This window comes from uncultured Intestinimonas sp. (assembly GCF_944387245.1).
Classification (GTDB): Bacteria; Bacillota; Clostridia; order Oscillospirales; family Oscillospiraceae; genus Intestinimonas.
This window is the reverse complement of sequence record NZ_CALXEE010000059.1, coordinates 1-14,443: the sequence shown is the minus strand read 5'-3', so window position 1 is coordinate 14,443 and position 14,443 is coordinate 1. Positions and strand designations below refer to the sequence as shown.

Sequence of the window (14,443 nt, the reverse complement as noted above, 5' to 3'; positions counted from 1 at the left end):
CCACCGGGTCCATCCTGGGCGCCGGTCCCAGCACGTCGGTCTGCGCCTCCTGCTCCAGGGAATCGAACTTCTGTCCAGCCAACCGGGCGTTCTCCTCCGTCTCGGTGGTCCGCCGCATGCGCAGGGGCTTGACCGGCAGGTCGGCCACGGGCGCGAAGGCGTGCCCGAACTCCACGGTGGGCCGGAAGTCCCCGCCCATCATGGCGGCCCGGCCATATCCCTTGCCCACGGAGTTGCTCTTTGTCTCCCGGCTGCTCAGGTCGGTGGGCCGGGTGCGTACCTCGGTGCTGGTGTCCAGGATGGCGTCAGGGGGCAGTCTGGGGTCGTGGTACATCCGGGAGAAGCTGTCGGCGATGTCCCGATCGGCCTGGTTGCGGGCCATGGCCCGCTCCACCTCGGCCTCCAGGTCCGCCCCCTGGAGCTTGGGGTTCTTGCTCCGGACGTACTTCTCGGTCTCCTCCCGGCTGAACTCCCGGACCTGGAACATACGCCGGACGTTCTCCTCGATGCCCGCGATCTCCTCCGTCAGGGCCCGGATTTTCTCCGTGGACATCTGGATCTTGATCCGGCTGGTCTTGTCGGGGCTGGCCTGGGCCTCGGCGATGATCTTCTGGTAGTCGGCGATCTGCCGCTTCTTCTGATTGACCTTGTGGGAGGCCTGCTTGGTGTTTTTCAGGTTGCTGTTGAACTGGGCCACCCGGTCCTGCTGGACGGTGGAGTAGCCGTGGGCGGCGTAGCTCTTCTTGAAGGCCAGCATGTGCTCAAAGAGGGGGGTGAGCTGGACCGTCATCTCCTCCAGCCGGGGGTCGGCCTCCATGTTCAGGCCCTCCCAGTTCTTGCGGGCGGCCTCGTCGGTCTCCTGGGCCTTGAAGGCCTCGTCCCGCTGGCGCATCTCGTCGCTCAGCTCCCGGGCGGCCCGGGTTTCGGCGCCAAAGTGCCGCCTGATCCGGGAGAAGAGGCCGCTCCGCTTCTTTTTGGAGGTGTCCTCCTCCCGCTGGATGCCGCCCATTGGGGTGGACATGGTGGCGGCGCCGCTCTCCACCGCGCCCTGCTGCACGGTGTGGACCAGCTCGTGGGCGGCCACGGCGGGGTCGAAGCCCCCGGCCCCGAAGTAGACATCCCCGCCGGCGGTGAAGGCCCTGGCCCCCGCGGACTCCGCCATCTGAGCGGCAGCATCGTCGGTATGGAAGCGCACGGCGGAGAAGTCGGCCCCCATGCGCCGGCCCATGTCGGCCTTGACGGCCTCGGGAGAGCCGGAGGAGACGGCGGCGGAGAGCCGGTCCGCCTCCTGCTCCGCCTGGGGGATCTGGGGCTGGACGTGCATGCCCGGCTGCCGGGCCAGGATATCCTCCTCCAGGCTGGGCCGGGCGGACGTCTCCCCCTCCCCCCACAGGGAGATCAGGGCGTCATTGGAGATTCCGGGAGAAGAGAGAGCTCCCCCGGGCCCGGTGCCCGGACCCTGTCCGGAGCGGCGGTCCCTGCGTTTTTCGTGAATCTGCATAATGACCTCCCTTCTGCAGACGGTGAAACTCATTTATTTTTATCATACCATATGAGTCTTTATCTGCAATCCCCTGTTTTGAAAATAATACGGCTGTCTCTTCTGTCTGAGAGCACCCCGGTGGTTCCTTCTGCCCCACCCCAGGCCGTTTCGTGCCGCCGTACTATGCGTTTTGGCGCAGAGATCCCCCGGAGCGCAAAAAGACCTTCCGCTTGGAGCGGAAGGTCTTTTTTCTTCAGTATCGCTCCACCCAGCCGGAGATGAGGAGGGTGGGGACTGTCCAGGCCAGCAGGAAGATGGCCATCTGGGCGCCGGTGAGCGAGGACCAGGCGCCGATGAAGGTGAGGTAGAAGGCCAGCAGCAGGCCGATCACCGAGCCCAGCACGGTGAGGGCGGTGGTCATGAGGACGGCCAGCCGCAGGCGCTTGGCGCCCACCACCGCCTCGGAGAAGGGGGCCAGGCCCTCCCGGCAGAGGACGGCGGTGAGCCGGGCATTGTGGAGGGCGGCGGGGTCGGAGAGCTCGGTGCGCCGGTCCACGGCGGGGAAGTCCATCTTCTCCACGGGCAGCTTGAACTTCTGCCGCAGCATGGCGGGGATGAGGTTAAAGTCCCGGGTGCACAGCACCGGGGAGACCCGGTTGGCCACCAGGGCGGAGATGGCGGGCGGGATGGTGGGGTGCATCATGTAGTTGAGGGCGAAGATGCCGGCCAGCTCCCCGTCGATGGCGCAGAACACGGCGCTGCGGACGTTGAGGCCCTGGGGCAGGGGGACCTCCATGAGGGTCATGAAGGAGGCGGAGCCCACCAGAATGCGCTCCCCCCGGATGTCGGCGGAGAGGCCGCCCCCCTCGTGGCGGGTGAAGCCGGAGCACCGGCGGTAGACCGCCCCCTGGGTGCGGAGGAGGTCGTGAAAGACCTTGTCCAGCCCGGAGCCGCTCTCCTTGATGAGGGTGGCGCAGACGGCCACCACCTTCTCCACGGAGTAGTCTCCAAAGATCTTGATGCCGTTGAGGGCCACCTCTCCCGGGGGAAAGAGGTCGGTGTCGGTGAGGAGGATGGCCTTCCCCATCCGCTCGGCGCCTGACCAACCGGGGAGGGCGGCGCCGCTGGAGGAGAGCCGCCGGGCCAGGGCCCGGTAGGGCCGGGAAAAGCACAGCAGGGCGGAAAAGCCCGAGGAGGCGGTGGCGCAGGCGGAGAGGCACCAGGGCAGGCGCTCCGGGGCGCCGTGGCCCACGGAGGCCAGGAGGGCGCACAGGATGCTCCCCAGCAGCAGCAGGGGCACCGAGATGCGCAGCACCCGCTCGCTGCCGTCGCGCTCCTGGATCTGGCTGCCGAAGCCGTAGGCGGGACCGGACCACTTGGCGTAGGCGTCCTTGCCGTTCCAGCTCTTGTGGTCCAGGGTCACCAGATAGGGCTCCGAGGCGGCGGCCGCCGTGCGGCAGGAGAGCCGCAGGCCCTGGCGCTTGGCGTAGGTGCCCCACATGGTGCAGAAGAGCCCGACGCAGCAGGCGGCGCAGTAGGGCAGAGTGGTCCGCTGGGGCATGTATGTGAGCTGGGTGAAGGTGTCCCACAGGGTGAAGGCGCAGGCAAAGCAGCAGGCCGTTGCGCCGCCGGGGCGGAGGCGGAAGAGGTCAACCAGGCCCCCCAGCAGCACGTCGATGCCCAGGACCATGGCCACGGCCAGCAGGACGCCGGAGCACCACACCCGCAGCTGGAAGGAGTCCATGAGGGCAGCGGGCAGGGGCAGGCCGAAGAATCCGGCGAAGGCCAGGTACAAAAGGGGCAGGCACAGCAGGGCCACCAGCACTGACCGCAGCCGCAGCAGGCCCAGGCCCCGGCCGTACCGCCCGGCCAGGTCGGCGGGGGGCAGGTCGGGGGGCGGCGCGGGCGGTTTCCGGGGCTTACGCTCCCGGCGGGGCGGCTCGTCCTCCTCCTCCGGCTCCTCCTCGTCCACCCCGGGGATCAGCTTCTGGAACCGGATGGTCTCCTCCGAGACCTCGGTGCCCTCCTCGGCGAACATCTGCTCGGAGAAGGCGTCCGCCTTCTCCTTCAGGTGGCGCAGGCCCGCCTGGAGGGGAGGCGTGTCGTCCTCGGGGAACTCCAGCACCTTGTCGGTCACCGGAGCCTTTTTGAGCTTCTCCTTGGGCGGCGGTGTCTGTTCCTCCGGCTCCTCTTCGTCACCGGCGTCCTCGGGCTCCTCCTCCCCGCCGTCCTCCTCCTCGTCCCCGTCATCGTCCGGCGGGGCCGTCATACCGGGAAAGAGCACCACGTTCTTGGGAGGCGGGGTGTGCTTGGCCTCCGGCCAGGGCAGGTCGGGACCGGCGTCCGCCGCAGGCCCTTTGGCGGAGGGTCCCTTGGACCCCTTGGCCGCCGGGCGGTCCTCCTCCCACCGGCTCACGTCCACGCCGTACTCGGCCAGGATCTCCTCCAGGGTGAAGCCGCTATCCTGTTTTTCGTCGTCCTTTGACATACCGGCCTTCCTTTTTTTCTGTAGGTTATCCCAGCCGTTGGCGGACGGCCTCATAGAGCAGGATGGCCGCCGCCGCGGAGGCGTTGAGGGAGTTGAGCTTGCCCTTCATGGGGATGCTGACCTTGAAATCGCATTGCTCGGCCACCAGGCGGCCCATGCCGTTGCCCTCGGAGCCGATGACGATGGCGGCAGGGCCCTTGAGGTCGGCGTCGTAGAGGGTGGTATTGCCGTCGGCGGCGGTGCCGAAGATCCAGATGCCCGCCTCCTTGAGTTCCTTGAGGAGGGCGGTGAGGTTGGGCACCCGGGCCACCGGCACGTAGGACACCGCCCCCGCCGAGGTCTTGGCCACGATGGCGGTGAGGCCGGCGGAGCGCCGCTTGGGGATGATGACGCCGTGGGCGCCGGCGCACTCGGCGGTGCGGATGACGGCCCCCAGGTTGTGGGGGTCGGAGAGCTCGTCGCACACCACGATGAGTGGGGGCTCCCCCTTCTCCCTGGCGGCGTTCAGGATGTCGTCCACGGTGGCGTACTCCCGGACGGCGGCCTGGGCGATGACGCCCTGGTGGGCGTGGGTGCGGCTCATGGCGTCCAGCTTCCGCCGGTCGGCCTCCACCACCACGATGCCCTTGCCCCGGGCCGTGGAGGCGATATGCCCCAGGGCGGCGTCGGTCTCCCCCTTGGCGATGAAAATTTTATCGATGGGCGTCCCCGCCCGCAAAGCCTCTATGACCGCGTTGCGGCCCTCAATGATGCCGTCGGCCTCGGCCATGGGCTCGGGCCGGGGGGTCCGTTTCTCTCTCATGGGACTTGTCCCGCCTTTCTGTTCAATCAGCTCTCAGTATACCATACTTCACCCGGGAGAAAAAGAAGAATTTGTCCGTCTTTTGGGACGGAAAAAGCGGGCGGCCCCGAATGGGACCGCCCGCCGTGCCGGAACTGCGCTTCACCGCTTGCAAAGCCCATAGAGATCACACAGAAAGCCGGCCAGACAAAAAGAGACCTTTTTCCTCCTATTTCTCCGTCTCCTCCAGCAGCCGGGCATAGAGGTCCCCGCCGTCGCCGCCGGTGATAATGTACCGGGTCCCGTCCAGATAGAGGTACCCGTCACCCGTCAGGTGAAAATCATACCGCTCCTCCCCCCGGAAGGTCACGGTGATGATGGGGACGCCCTCCACGTACTCGATGTAGGCATACCGTCCCCGCCAGGACAGCCGGATGTCGGACAGCAGCCGGTACAGTTCTTCCTGGGTCTCCTGGTCCAGGGGGTGGCTCTGGAGTCCCTTCTCGTCCCCCCAGTCCACGGTGAGCCCGACGCGCTGGGGCTCCGCCCCCGTAAGGCCGGTGAGGGGGACCGGCCGCAGGACCCAGGCCAAGGCGCACAGCACCGCCGCCGCCAGGGACGCCAAGAGCCACACTTTTCTGTTCTTCAGACAGATCAGCTCCTTTCGCGCCTCTGTCCGTTTCAGTCCGGAGCAGACAGACACCGGGCGCTCTGCCAGAGGAAGTGCAGGTAGACCGCATTGCCCGCCAGCTCGATCACGGCGGACAGCAGCGTGACGGCTGTGGACAGTCCCAACAGCTTTTCCATATCCAGGCCCATTTTCAAAAGGGCACTAACCCCTATTGTCAGCACGATTCCGGCCACGGTACAGATTAAATTGACCCTCCACACCCAAATGCCCCGGGCGGCCAGGTTGGGGTCGTCCACCAGACCGGCGGTGGTGAGGCAGATTTGTCGAAGGAGCAGCAGCCCCAGGACCAGACCGGCGATAGAGAGGAGGGCGCTGAGCGCGCCGACGGTCTGGATGGCCCAGGTACCGAACATCGTTACCAAGACAAAAATGAGCCAGCGGAGAAGGACATAGGAGAGCACGTCCAGGGCCAGATCCGCCACGTGGAGCCCCAGGGCTGCCCGGTAGCCGGAGGCCTCCCTGGCGGCTTTGACCAGGGCGGCCAGGGTCAGCAGGCCGGCGGCCGCCCGGAGCAGGATTTTGAGATCGTAGACCAGGGGGAGCAGCGCGACGATGGACAGCAGTTGGGCGATGAGCAGCCACTTGAGCGCTTTGGAGAGGGCGGCGTTTTTCATGGGCGCACCTTCCTTTCGGCGGATGAAACGCTCTTTCGTTCACGTTCCGCAGTCGATGAGGATCTTTCCGCAGCTCCGGCACAGGTGGGCGGGACAGTGGGAGTCCCGGAGCCGGGTGTGCCGGGGGCCGTCCAGGATGACCGTCCCGGCGGCCTCGATCTGCTTTCTGGTGTCAAAGGCCGAGGGCAGCTCCTCCGGCCTCGACACGAAGAAGAGGCCATAGCCCTCCCGGGTGCCCACATGGCCCTCCTCCATCTCCTGCCCGCAGTAGGGACAGCGCATGACAAACACGCTCCTTTCCTTCTGTTCCGGTCGGGTTTTCTCCCTTTCAAGGCGAGCATATCATATTTCCCGCCCCGTTACAACAAAAAAAGGACCTGTTTTCCGGTCGGAACGTCCCTTTATCCGTCATGGGAAAGGTTTCTCGGGCGGCTGATATCCGCCCCTGCGGCGATTTCGTAGGGGCGGATATCAGCCGCCCGCCGCACCGGTGCGGAATCCCGTGGGGGGACGGCCGCAGGCCCCATTCACAGAAAGTTTACTGCGCTGTTTCTTGTGTTTTAATGTATACTGTGCTATATTTAGGGTAACTTGTTATCTGGCGAATAGCAGGCGAACGATTCCAAAAAAGGAGGACACGCCTTGGATCAAAACAACAGAAAGGGCTCCGGAGGTTCCGGCGGAAACAAGAACATGATGGGCATCATCTCCATCATTCTCTGGGCCCTCATCATCACCCTCATGATCAACTACTTCACCTCCTCCATGTCCACCTCCCGCTCGACCCAGATCGAGTACTCCCAGTTTGTGGAGATGGTGGAGAACGACGAGGTGGCCTGGGTGGTCATGGAGTCCAACAAGTACACCATCTACCCCCGTCCCACCACCGGCGACAGCGCCGCAAATCCCCAGACCGATGCCCAGAAGGACAGCGCCGACGTCACCGTCACCCCCATCCCCGGCCTGGAGGGCCTGGAGGGGCTCACCAGCGGCGCCTCCTCCGGCCTCACCGCCCCCGCCGCCAACGGCGGCGCCTCCTCCTCCGCCCAGACCCTGGAGCCCGGCTCCAACGAGTGGAAGCAGATGCTCAAGGAGGGCCCCTCCTACTACTGCGCCCCCATCACCAGCGACTCCGAGATGTCCCGCCTCATCTCCATCATGGAGGAAAACGGCGTCGTCTACGGCCCGCCCTACATTGAGCAGCTCTCCCCCATCATCACCCTCCTCATCTCTTACGTCCTGCCCGTCATCATCATGGTGGTCCTCTTCTCCTTCCTGTTCCGGGGCATGTCCAGCAAGATGGGCGGCGGCCTGGGCGGCCTGGGCAAGTCCAACGCCAAGGTCTACGTGGAGAAGTCCACCGGCGTCACCTTCATGGACGTGGCCGGTCAGGACGAGGCCAAGGAGTCCATGCAGGAGATCATAGACATCCTCCACAACCCGCAGAAATATACCGAGATCGGCGCCAAGCTCCCCAAGGGCGCATTGCTGGTGGGCCCGCCGGGCACCGGTAAGACCCTCCTGGCCAAGGCCGTGGCCGGCGAGGCCAACGTGCCCTTCTTCTCCATCTCCGGCTCCGATTTCGTGGAGATGTTCGTGGGCATGGGCGCCGCCCGGGTCCGCGACCTCTTCAAGGAGGCCAGCAAGATGGCCCCCTGCATCATCTTCATCGACGAGATCGACACCATCGGCAAATCCCGCGACAACCGCCTGGGCGGCAACGATGAGCGGGAACAGACCCTGAACCAGCTGCTGGCCGAGCTGGACGGCTTCGACCCCAGCAAGGGCGTCATCGTCCTGGGCGCCACCAACCGCCCCGAGGTGCTGGACAAGGCCCTCCTCCGCCCCGGCCGCTTCGACCGCCGCATCACCATCGACCGGCCCAACCTGGCCGGCCGTCTGGCCACCCTCCACGTCCACACCCGCAAGATCAAGCTGGCCGAGGACGTGGACCTCAAGAAGATCGCCCTGGCCACCGCCGGCACCGTGGGCGCCGACCTTGCCAACCTGGTGAACGAGGCCGCCCTTCGGGCCGTCCGCCACGGCCGCAAGGCCGTCAACCAGGAGGACCTGCTGGCCTCCTTCGAGTTCGTCATCGCCGGCAGCGAGAAGAAAAACTCCGTCCTCACCGAGTTCGAGAAGAAGCTGGTGGCCTACCACGAGGTGGGTCACGCCATGGTGGCCTACAAGCAGAAGAACGCCGAGCCGGTGCAGAAGATCACCATTGTCCCCCACACCGAGGGCTCCCTGGGCTACACCCTGCTCATGCCCGAGGAGGACAAGACCAACCTGCGCACCAAGGACGAGCTGCTGGCCAAGATCACCGTCTCCATGGGCGGCCGGGCCGCCGAGGAGGTGGTCCTCCACACCATGACCAACGGCGCCTCCCAGGACATCCAGGAGGCCACCAACATCGCCCGCAACATGGTGGCCATGTACGGCATGAGCGACGCCTTCGGAATGATGGCCCTGGGCTCCGTCCGCAACCAGTACCTGGACGGCGGCTACGGCCTGGACTGCGCCCAGGACACCGCCGCCGCCATGGACCGGGAAGTCCAGGCCATCCTGACCAAGTGCTATCAGGACGCGGTGGAGGTCCTCAAGGCCAACCTGGACGACATGCACAAGGTGGTGGAGTACCTCCTGGAGAAGGAGACCATCACCGGCGGCGAGATGGTGGCCATCATCGAGGGCCGTGACCCCGCCCTTGTGGAGGACGCCTACGCCTCCACCAACACCGCCAAGACCGCCTCCCCCGCCCTGGACGACGGCGTGGAGCGCCCCGCCAAGAAGATCACCCTCTTTGACGGCAGCAAGCCCCAGGAGGGCCAGGATCAGCCCGGTCAGGAGGACGGTCAGGACAAGCCCTCCGACGGCCAGCCCCCGGAGGATCAGCCCCAGAACGGCGAGACCCCCAGCGACCAGTAAGCAGAATTTGGACCACCCCGGCGACAAGTTCGCCGGGGTGGTTTTTTGTCTTTTTCCGCCCGTCTCCCCCTGTGTGGGAAAGATTTTGCGACACCCTGTGACCTTCCCCCATAGGTGAGAAGGTTTTTTGGGGGACTGCACCACTTTTGTGTGGGGCGCGACGACCCCGGCGCGCCAGACCACATGCAAAAATGGGCCCCCGCGCGAGCCCAGCGCAGCGGGTCGCGTGGGGAGAGGACGAGCAAGGGAGCGGAGTGAGAAATGCCCGCCAGCCGGGGGAACCCCACAAGGCTGACCAGCCTTGTGGGGAAAGGACGAACAGTGGAACGAGCGAGACCTGCCCACAAGGGCAGGGCGAGTGATGTGAAACTTGTGAGGACGCAGCGGTGCGGACTTTGCGAGGACGACAAAACCCGTTTCGCTTCCCTTCTGGAAAAAGAACGGTTTTTGGAATCCAAAGAAAAAGGGGCTACCGTGGGGGTTGAGTGGTCCCAAATAGGAATCCGGCGGCCCGGCTTTACGCCCCCATGGAGGTCCAGCCCCGTCTACAGTAGACTACCTGGGTGGAACAGGGATAAGCTGTGGCTCTATCCCCACTTTTTTCGCCGCCTGTGTGGGTGGGTGTCGGGACGTGGTGGCGCTGCCTGGTATTGCCGTTGCTGCGACGCGGGTGAATTGTTGGGCGGTCTTTTTCCCTGTGTTCATGCGGGTTCGGGGAGTTATCCACATTTTCCACAACTTTTCCACACCTGTGGATAAGTTTCACTTTGTTCTTGACATATGTCAAAAACGGAGTATACTCTAGTTACTGGCATATACCAAAAACCTGAGAGGAGGCGGCTCCATGCCCAGACCCTGCAAACGGCGGCGGGTGTGCGCCCTGCCGGAGCGGCAGTGTTTCCGCTCGGCGGAGAGCGGGCCGGGCCAAAGCCCCATCCGCCTGACGGTGGACGAGTTCGAAACCATCCGGCTCATGGACCTGGAGGGGCTCAGCCAGGCCGAGTGCGCCCGGCAGATGGAGGTCTCCCGGGCCACGGTCCAAGCCATCTACGGCACCGCCCGGACCAAGGTGGCCCGGTTTCTGGTCCGGGGCGGTGAGCTCACCATCGGCGGCGGGGCGTTCACCCTCTGCCCCGGCGGGGGGCAGGGCTGCCCGCGCTGCCACAGGCATTGTCATGAAGGAGGAAACAGCCATGAAAAAGATTGCGGTGACCTATGAGAACGGCCAGGTGTTCCAGCACTTCGGCCACACGGAGAAGTTCAAGGTGTACACGGTGGAGGACGGAGCTGTGCAGTCGGCGGCCATCCTCAGCGCCAACGGCAGCGGCCACGGCGCCCTGGCGGGGCTGCTGGCCAACAGCGGCGTGGACACCCTCATCTGCGGCGGCATCGGCGGTGGCGCCCGCGCCGCCCTGGACCAGGCGGGCATCCAGCTCTACGGCGGCGTGTCCGGCGACGCCGACCAGGCGGTGGCCGACCTGCTCTCCGGCAAGCTGGCCTTTGACCCGGCGGCGGAGTGCCACCACCACGACGAGCACCACGGCCACGACTGCGGCGGTCACCACGACCACCACTGCGGCGGCCACGGCCACTCCTGCGGGGAGCACTGAGAGAGCCTCCCGCGGGCCCCTTCCTGAATGACCAGAAAGGGACGAAAGAGTCAGTCAAGGAGGGGGATGGTCGTCGACCCAAAGTGCGCTCCCCTCTCTTTCCGCCTAAAGGCGAAAAGTCGGTTCGCTCCCTTGTGTCTCCTCCTCCCAACACGACCCACTCCGTTGGACTCGTGTTGGGTACCCCCCTCCTTGAAAATCCTCCCCTTAAAACGACCAAGCACAGGAGAAACAGGGACCCAAATGGAGCCCAGCAAAGCGGGTCCATTTGGGAGATGAGAGGCAAGGGAGCTCAGCGAGACCTGGCCGTCAGGCCGGGGTGAGCGGTGCGGACTTTGCCCCGACGATGGCCCCCCCTATTGGATGTACCCCCAGGCGCTCCTACCGTTACGCCACTTGCACCGTCGGCTTACTCCGTAACGCCGCCGATGCTCCACCTTAGGGGCGGCTATCAGCCGCCCGCTAAACCACCCCGCGCCGCAGCAACGGCAATACCAGGCAGCGCCACCACGTCCCTACCCCCACCCACGCAAGCGGCGAAAAAAGTGAGGATAGAACCACAGCTTATCCCTGTTCCACCCAGGTAGTCTACTGTAGACGGGGCTGGTCCTCCATGGGGGCGTAAAGACAGGCCGCCGGATTCCTATTTGGGACCACTCAACCCGCACGGGTGCCCCCTTTTTCTTTGGATTCCAAAAACCGGTCTTTTCCCAGCAGGGAAGCGAAACGGGTTTTGAACGTTCCTTGAGCAACCACTTAACGCCCCTCATCCGTCATGGCCAATGGCCATGACACCTTCCCCCCTCAGGGGGAAGGTTTTAAAAGGCGCGTCCCACAACCGTGATGCGGACCACAAAAAGCGGCCACCCATCAAAAAGCGCCCGTCCGGCATCGCCGGACGGGCGCTCTGTCATACCTTTTATTCCGCCGCAGGGGGCTTGGGCTGCTGTCCGCCGCCGGAGGGCCGACGGCGACGCCGGTTCCGATTGCGGCTGCCGGAAGGCTTCTTCTCGCCGCCCTCACCGCCCTCCTTGGGGGGCTGGTTCTGGGACAGCTGCTGCTGGGGAGCGGCCTGCTGAGGCTTGTCTCCCCTGCCCTTGCCGGGCCGGTTGGAACGGCCCTCGCCCTGGGGCTTGTCCCCGCGGGGCGGCTGCTCCTTCCTCTTCTCGGGCGCGGCCTCCTGGCTCTGGGGCTTGCCCTCGCCGCCGCTCCGACGCCGCCGGGAGCCGCCCCGGCTGCGGCTGCTCCGCTCCGAGGGGGCCATCTTCTTCTCCCGGGTGGGCTGGGCGCTCTCCTCCGCCGCCTGGAACACCCGCTCCAGGGCCTCGGTGAGGGCGGTGCGCTCCGGCGCGGGACGCTCCCAAACACCCTCCTCACGGGGAGGCACATAGCGCAGCTTGGCCAGCTCCTCCGGGGGCGGCGCCACATAGTCTTCGGGCCGCTTGCCCTTGCCGTTGCGGACCACACAGATCTCGCAGTTGCGGTAGCACTTGGGATTCTCCGGGGCGTCGTCCAGCCGCACCTTCACCTGTTCCTTCAGCAGGTTCACCTGACACACGGTGCCCACCCCGTCGGGGGTCTCCACGAAGGACTCCTGCTTGGGCATCCGCTTCACAGCGTCCTCGTAGGCCTCCTGCTCGTATTTGAGGCAGCACATGAGCCGCCCGCAGGTGCCGGAGATCTTGGTGGGGTTGAGGGACAGGTTCTGGGTCTTGGCCATCTTGATGGACACGGGCTGGAACTCGTCCAGGAAGCCGGAACAGCAGAAGGGCCGGCCGCAGATACCCAGGCCACCCAGCATCTTGGCCTCGTCCCGGACGCCGATCTGCCGCAGCTCGATGCGGGTGTGGAATACGCTGGCCAGATCCTTGACCAGGGCCCGGAAGTCCACCCGGCCCTCGGCGGTGAAGAAAAAGAGGATCTTGTTGCCCTCGAAGTTGTACTCCACCTCCACCAGCTTCATCTCCAGGCCGTGCTGGGCGATCTTCTCCTGGCAGATGCGGAAGGCCTTGGCCTCCTTCTCCCGGTTCTTGGCCACCACCTTCTCGTCCTCAGGAGTGGCCACACGGAGCATGGGCCGCAGGGGGGGCACCACGGACTCGTCGGGCACCAGGGTGTTGCCCTGGACGCACTCGCCGCACTCCACCCCCCGGGCGGTCTCGATGATGACCCCCTGGCCGGGCTCCACCTGGACGCCCTGGGGGTCAAAATAGTATTGTTTTCCGCCGCTTTTGAAGCGGACGCCGATGATCTCAGTCATGGGGATACCTCGTATCTCGAAATTAGAAGGAGCCGGCGCACAGCCAGCCCGCCACATGGCCCGCGCCCACATGGAAGTCCAGGCTCCGGCGGATCTCCTCCAGGCGGCCGACGAGGGCCAGAGCACGCCGGGTGTCCCGGTACCGGCCCATGCCGGAGCGTAGCACCTCCACACCCTCCTCCAGGAGGGCGCACAGGTCGTCCCGCTCCCACTTCTCCAATCCCACGCAGAACTCCAGGGCAACCCGCTCCGGGCCGTCCAGCAGCAGCTTCACCAGCTGCCCGGCGGCCTCCTGGACCTCACGGGTGCGGCCGCCGGAGCCCTCCAGCAGGGTGATGCCCCGGCCGATGAGCCCCTCGCACCGGCGGGCGGCGTCGGCGATCTCCTGGGCGGGGCGGTCGGGGAAGCGGGCGGTCAGCACCGCCCGGGCCTCGGCCTCGGTGACGGGAGCCAGGGTCAGCAGCTCGCACCGGGAGCGCACCGTGGGCAGGATGGCCCCTGCGTTTTCGGCCAGCAGCAGGAAGGCGGCATAGGGCGGGCCCTCCTCCAGCAGCTTTAAAAGGGCGTTCTGGGCGCTCTGGTTCATGGTGTGGGCGTTGGGGAGCAGGTACACCTTCCGTGGAGCCTCATTGGGCCGGATATAGGCGTCCGACCGCAGGGCACGGACCATAGACACGCTGATTTCCTTGCCCTCCTCCCCCACGGTGATGACGTCGGGGTGGATGCCGGCGGCGGCCTTCCGGCAGTCGGGGCAGGCTCCGCAGGGGGTCTCCCCCTTCCCGGAGCACACCAGGGCCCGGGCCAGGAGCCCGGCCAGGGTGTGCTTGCCGCTGCCGGCGGGGCCGGCGAGGATATAGGCGTGGGAGAGCCCCCGTCCGGCGGAGAGCCGGTGCTTTGCCTGGGGGTTGCCCGCCAGGACCTCCAGTCCCCGCATCAGGCCCGCTCAAAGCGCTCGATGTCCACCACGAAGATGGTGGCGCCGCCCACGGTGACCTCCACAGGCATGGAGGGGTAGTAGCCGTAGCTCATCTCGGTGGTGGTGGGGATCATCTGCTTGCGGGAATGGGAGTGCTCCTTGATGATGTCGATGACGGCCTGGACCTTCTCCTCGTCCACGCCCACCAGGATGGTGACGTTGCCCGCCATGAGGAAGCCGCCGGTGGTGGCCAGCTTGGTGGAGGAGAAGCCCTTCTTGGTCAGGGCGTGGGTGACGGCATTGGCGTCGTCAAAGTTGATGATGGCAAGGATCAGTTTCATGGTAATCCCTCCTTGATGCAGACAGAGCCCCTTCCGGGGCGGGTAAAAATCACTTCAGGTTATTCTATTTCATTATACCCCATTTGCTTCAAATAGGAAAGAAGTTTTTTCTTCACTCGAAAGGGGATGGGGCCCGGCACGCCTCTTAAACCTTCCCCCTCCAAGGGGGAAGGTGGCATTTGCGAAGCAAATGACGGATGAGGGTGAGCTGCGTGTTCCCTAAGCAAGAGAGAATCGTGGGGTAGTTTGGCGCGCCGGGGTCGTCGCGCCCCACAAAATCAGTTGGTCTCGTACCGGTGCGGCGCCCGCCTGCAAAGGTATCTGGAACGAA

The 14,443-nt window shown here is 65.6% G+C and carries 11 protein-coding genes and 1 pseudogene; 3 read left to right on the top strand and 9 right to left on the bottom strand.

The window, feature by feature from the left end; all coding sequences use genetic code 11:
• From Q0K15_RS08330 to Q0K15_RS08305, 6 genes are all read right to left on the bottom strand, one after another.
• The coding region (locus tag Q0K15_RS08330) for a DUF4157 domain-containing protein (RefSeq protein WP_294515174.1) at positions 1-1,501 on the bottom strand (1,501 nt) is incomplete at its 3' end.
• Between the two features lie 235 nt (positions 1,502-1,736).
• Positions 1,737-3,971 (bottom strand): hypothetical protein, encoded by a 2,235-nt coding sequence (locus tag Q0K15_RS08325; RefSeq protein ID WP_294515172.1) that lies wholly within the window; start codon positions 3,969-3,971, stop codon positions 1,737-1,739.
• 25 nt (positions 3,972-3,996) lie between these two features.
• Positions 3,997-4,773 carry a 23S rRNA (guanosine(2251)-2'-O)-methyltransferase RlmB gene (gene rlmB, locus Q0K15_RS08320; RefSeq protein ID WP_294515170.1) on the bottom strand — a complete coding sequence of 259 codons (777 nt, stop codon included), beginning with the start codon at positions 4,771-4,773 and terminating at the stop codon, positions 3,997-3,999.
• A 208-nt stretch (positions 4,774-4,981) separates the two neighbouring features.
• On the bottom strand, positions 4,982-5,386 hold the full coding sequence (locus tag Q0K15_RS08315; protein ID WP_294515167.1) for a hypothetical protein: 405 nt from the start codon (positions 5,384-5,386) through the stop codon (positions 4,982-4,984).
• Between the two features lie 47 nt (positions 5,387-5,433).
• On the bottom strand, positions 5,434-6,057 hold the full coding sequence (locus Q0K15_RS08310; protein WP_294515165.1) for a hypothetical protein: 624 nt from the start codon (positions 6,055-6,057) through the stop codon (positions 5,434-5,436).
• A 39-nt stretch (positions 6,058-6,096) separates the two neighbouring features.
• Positions 6,097-6,339 (bottom strand): PF20097 family protein, encoded by a 243-nt coding sequence (locus Q0K15_RS08305; RefSeq protein ID WP_294515162.1) that lies wholly within the window; start codon positions 6,337-6,339, stop codon positions 6,097-6,099.
• 411 nt (positions 6,340-6,750) lie between these two features.
• Here Q0K15_RS08305 and ftsH point away from each other — a divergent pair, with 411 nt between their 5' ends.
• The 3 genes from ftsH (at position 6,751) to Q0K15_RS08290 (ending at position 10,595) form a co-directional block, all read left to right on the top strand.
• On the top strand, positions 6,751-8,985 hold the full coding sequence (gene ftsH, locus Q0K15_RS08300; RefSeq protein WP_294515176.1) for an ATP-dependent zinc metalloprotease FtsH: 2,235 nt from the start codon (positions 6,751-6,753) through the stop codon (positions 8,983-8,985).
• A gap of 844 nt (positions 8,986-9,829) precedes the next feature.
• The gene (locus Q0K15_RS08295) at positions 9,830-10,204 is read left to right on the top strand and encodes a DUF134 domain-containing protein (protein WP_294515159.1); all 375 of its coding nucleotides are present in this window, start codon (positions 9,830-9,832) and stop codon (positions 10,202-10,204) included.
• Entirely contained in the window at positions 10,179-10,595 is a 417-nt protein-coding gene (locus Q0K15_RS08290; protein ID WP_294515157.1) for a NifB/NifX family molybdenum-iron cluster-binding protein, read from the top strand. The genes Q0K15_RS08295 and Q0K15_RS08290 overlap by 26 nt, the downstream gene beginning before the upstream one ends.
• A 1,453-nt stretch (positions 10,596-12,048) precedes the next feature.
• Here the strand turns inward: Q0K15_RS08290 and Q0K15_RS11125 are convergent.
• The 3 genes and pseudogenes from Q0K15_RS11125 to Q0K15_RS08275 form a co-directional block, all read right to left on the bottom strand.
• A pseudogene (locus Q0K15_RS11125) lies at positions 12,049-12,855 on the bottom strand (stage 0 sporulation family protein); the annotation flags it as partial.
• Between the two features lie 22 nt (positions 12,856-12,877).
• Positions 12,878-13,789, bottom strand: coding sequence for a DNA polymerase III subunit (locus tag Q0K15_RS08280; protein ID WP_294515152.1), 912 nt, complete (start codon positions 13,787-13,789; stop codon positions 12,878-12,880).
• Positions 13,789-14,112, bottom strand: a complete 324-nt coding sequence (locus Q0K15_RS08275; RefSeq protein WP_033117614.1) for a cyclic-di-AMP receptor — start codon at positions 14,110-14,112, stop codon at positions 13,789-13,791. Before Q0K15_RS08275 ends, Q0K15_RS08280 begins: the two co-directional genes overlap by 1 nt.
• Positions 14,113-14,443 lie beyond the last annotated feature (331 nt).

Coding starts and splice junctions, on each gene's coding strand:
- Q0K15_RS08325 (WP_294515172.1), bottom strand. CDS start 3,971: ATGTCAAAGGACGACGAAAAACAGGATAGCGGCTTCACCCTGGAGGAG.
- rlmB (WP_294515170.1), bottom strand. CDS start 4,773: ATGAGAGAGAAACGGACCCCCCGGCCCGAGCCCATGGCCGAGGCCGAC.
- Q0K15_RS08310 (WP_294515165.1), bottom strand. CDS start 6,057: ATGAAAAACGCCGCCCTCTCCAAAGCGCTCAAGTGGCTGCTCATCGCC.
- Q0K15_RS08305 (WP_294515162.1), bottom strand. CDS start 6,339: ATGCGCTGTCCCTACTGCGGGCAGGAGATGGAGGAGGGCCATGTGGGC.
- ftsH (WP_294515176.1), top strand. CDS start 6,751: ATGATGGGCATCATCTCCATCATTCTCTGGGCCCTCATCATCACCCTC.
- Q0K15_RS08295 (WP_294515159.1), top strand. CDS start 9,830: ATGCCCAGACCCTGCAAACGGCGGCGGGTGTGCGCCCTGCCGGAGCGG.
- Q0K15_RS08290 (WP_294515157.1), top strand. CDS start 10,179: ATGAAAAAGATTGCGGTGACCTATGAGAACGGCCAGGTGTTCCAGCAC.
- Q0K15_RS08280 (WP_294515152.1), bottom strand. CDS start 13,789: ATGCGGGGACTGGAGGTCCTGGCGGGCAACCCCCAGGCAAAGCACCGG.
- Q0K15_RS08275 (WP_033117614.1), bottom strand. CDS start 14,112: ATGAAACTGATCCTTGCCATCATCAACTTTGACGACGCCAATGCCGTC.